Source organism: Kerstersia sp. (genome assembly GCF_052103615.1).
Classification (GTDB): Bacteria; Pseudomonadota; Gammaproteobacteria; order Burkholderiales; family Burkholderiaceae_B; genus Kerstersia.
In genome coordinates this window covers 1-3331 of record NZ_JBQEKA010000146.1, presented here as the reverse complement: position 1 = coordinate 3331, position 3331 = coordinate 1, and the positions used below count along the sequence as shown (strand labels likewise).

Here is a 3331-nt window from a genome sequence, read left to right as displayed (position 1 = left end):
ACCATTCCCACCGACGCCGTGCAATATGGCGCGAACGGCGCCTATGTGTATCTGGTCGATGAAGCGCACAAAGCCTATATCCGCCCGGTAAAGCTGGGAATTTCCGACGAAGGCCGCATTGCCGTGCTTGACGGCCTGAAGGCGGGTGACGATGTGGTGCTGGAAGGCCTGGACCGCCTGCGCGAAGGCCGCGAAGTCCGCATCGCGGACGAATCCGGCGGCACAGTCGGCACCCCCACCGCCCCCCCGGCAGGACAGCAGCGCCCAGGATCGCGCCGGTAAGGCTCATGAACCTGTCATCGCCCTTCATCCAGCGGCCTGTTGCGACCACGCTGCTGATGATCGCCATGCTGCTGTCTGGCCTGATGGCCTGGCGCCTGCTGCCCGTCGCCGCCCTGCCGCAGGTGGATTACCCCATCATCCAGGTCTTTACCTACTATCCCGGCGCCGGGCCTGATATCACCACCAGCGCCATCACGGCGCCGCTGGAGCGCCGCCTGGGCCAGATTCCCGGCCTGCAGCAAATGTCCTCCGCCAGCGGCAGCGGCGCTTCCGTCATCACACTCAAATTTTCGCTGGATCTGAATATGAGTGTGGCGGAACAGGAAGTCCAGGCGGCGCTGAGCGCAGCCGGCAACCTGTTGCCCCGCGACTTGCCGGCGCCGCCGGTTTACCGCAAGGTCAATCCGGCAGACACGCCCATTCTGACCCTGGCCATTACCTCACCCACCATGCCGCTGCCGGATCTCTACGATCTGGTCGATACCCGCATGGCGCAACAACTGGCGCAGATCAACGGCGTCGGCATGGTCAGCCTGGCTGGCGGCCAGCGCCCGGCCATCCGCGTGCAGGTCAACCCGGCAGCCCTGGCCTCATACGGCCTGGACATGGAGGCCGTCCGCAGCGCCATCGCCGCTGCCAATGCCAACCAGCCCAAAGGCCGTTTTGACGGGCCGCTGCGTACCGTCATGATGAGCGCCAACGACCAGATGCGCAGCCCTGAGGATTACCGCGCCCTGATCCTGGCCTGGCAGGATGGCGCGCCGCTGCGCCTGGGCGATGTCGCCGACATTATTTCCGGCCCGGAAGACAGCCGCCTGGCCGCCTGGTCGGGCGAGCTGCCGGCCGTGCTGCTCAATATCCAGCGCCAGCCCGGCGCCAATGTCATCGAAGTTGTGGACCGCATCCAGGCCTTGCTGCCACAGCTGACCGCCGGCCTACCGGCCAGCGTGGATGTCACCGTCCTGACCGACCGGACCCAGAACATCCGTGCCGCCGTGCGCCATGTCCTGCAGGAACTGCTGCTGGCCATCGTCCTGGTCGTGCTGGTCACCCTGCTGTTTCTGCGCAATGCCGCGGCGACGCTGATTCCCAGCCTGGCCGTTCCCTTATCGCTGATCGGCACCTTCGGCGTCATTTATCTCGCCGGTTTTTCCATCAATACCCTGACACTCATGGCGCTGACCATCGCCACGGGCTTTGTGGTGGACGATGCCATCGTGATGCTGGAAAACATCGCCCGCCACCGCGAACAAGGCGCCTCGCCCATGCAGGCCGCGCTCAAGGGCGCGCGCCAGATCGGCTTCACCCTGGTCTCGCTGACTGTCTCGCTGATCGCCGTCCTGATTCCGCTGCTGTTCATGCAAGGGGTCGTGGGCCGGCTCTTCCATGAGTTCGCCATTACCCTGGCCATTGCCATTTTCATCTCGCTGCTGGTGTCGCTGACCCTGACGCCGATGATGTGCGCCCGCATGCTGCCCGCGCCTGCGCCCGCGCCCGCGCACGACCAGGAACGCCACGATTGGCTGTCCGGCCTGATCCAACGCTACAGCAAGGCGCTGGACTGGGTGCTGCGGCATCAGACCGCCACGCTGCTCTTCACCCTGGGCACCATGGCCGCCACGGTCGCGCTCTATCTGTGGACGCCCAAAGGCTTCTTCCCGGTGCAAGACAGCGGCGCCGTCCTGGCCATTACCGAGGCGCCGCAAACCGTCTCATTTGCCAGCATGGCCCAACGGCAGCAGGATCTGGCGCGTTCACTGCTGCAAGACCCGGATGTGGACAGTCTGTCCTCGTTCATCGGCGTGGACGGCACCAACAACACGCTCAACAGCGGCCGCATCCAGATCAATCTCAAGCCCTACGCCGAACGCAGCGGCAATCTGCAGGAAACGCTGGCGCGCCTGGCCCGGCATGCCGATCAGGTGGAAGGCATACAGGCCTGGTTTCAGCCGGTGCAGGAACTGACCATAGACGACCGCATCAGCCGCACTCAGTACCTGATGACGCTGACCTCCCCCAGCCTGGATGAACTGGAAGACTGGGCGCCCCGCCTGATCGACCGGCTGCGTGAGCTGCCGCAGCTGGCCGACGTGTCCGCCGACCTTCAGAATGACGGGCTGCAAGCCTATATCGACATAGACCGTGATGCGGCGGCGCGGCTGGGCATTACCATCAGCGCCATTGATGCCGCGCTCTATGACGCGTATGCGCAGCGCCAGGTCAGCACGCTCTTCACCCAGAACAACCAATACCGCATTGTGCTGGGCGTGCTGCCGGGCTTCGCGGCGGCGCCCGCCGATCTCGGCCGCCTGTATGTCGCCAGCGCCAATGGCACCCCCGTGCCCCTGGCCAGCATTGCGCGTATCAGCGAACGCCGGGCGCCAGTGCTGATTTCCCATGTCGGCCAGTTTCCCGCCACGACCATTTCCTTCAACCTGGCGCCCGGCGCCTCACTGGGCGCCGCTGTCGCCGCGATAGACCAGGCGCAACAGGAAATCGGCCTGCCCGCCTCCGTGGATGCGCGTTTTGCCGGGGCAGCAGAAGCCTTTTCCGAATCGCTGGCCAACACGCTCTGGCTGATTCTGGCTGCGGTCGTCACGATGTATATCGTGCTGGGCATTCTCTACGAAAGCGCCATTCACCCCATCACCATTCTCTCTACCCTGCCTTCGGCCGCCGTCGGCGCCCTGCTGGCCTTGCTGCTGACGGGCGGAGAGCTGGACCTGATCGCCATCATCGGCATCATTCTGCTGATCGGCCTGGTCAAAAAGAATGGCATCATGATGATTGATTTCGCGCTGGATGCCGAACGCACCGGCGGCCTGACGCCGCTGCAGGCCATACGCAGCGCTGCGCTGCAACGTTTCCGCCCCATTCTGATGACCACACTGGCAGCCTTGTTCGGCGCTGTGCCGCTGATGTTCGCCAGCGGCGCCGGAGCCGAACTGCGCCAGCCGCTGGGGGTGGTCATGGTCGGCGGGCTGATGGTCAGCCAGCTGCTCACCATTTTCACCACGCCGGTGATCTATCTCTTTTTTGATCGTCTGAC

Annotated in this window: 2 protein-coding genes; both read left to right on the top strand. The window is 64.7% G+C overall.

Features of this window, described 5'->3' with window-relative positions; all coding sequences use genetic code 11:
* Positions 1–282 (top strand): efflux RND transporter periplasmic adaptor subunit (locus ACTJGZ_RS16005; protein ID WP_441663882.1); only part of this gene is annotated, 282 nt, incomplete at its 5' end.
* A 5-nt stretch (positions 283–287) separates the two neighbouring features.
* Positions 288–3331 (top strand): multidrug efflux RND transporter permease subunit (locus tag ACTJGZ_RS16000; protein ID WP_441663881.1); only part of this gene is annotated, 3044 nt, incomplete at its 3' end.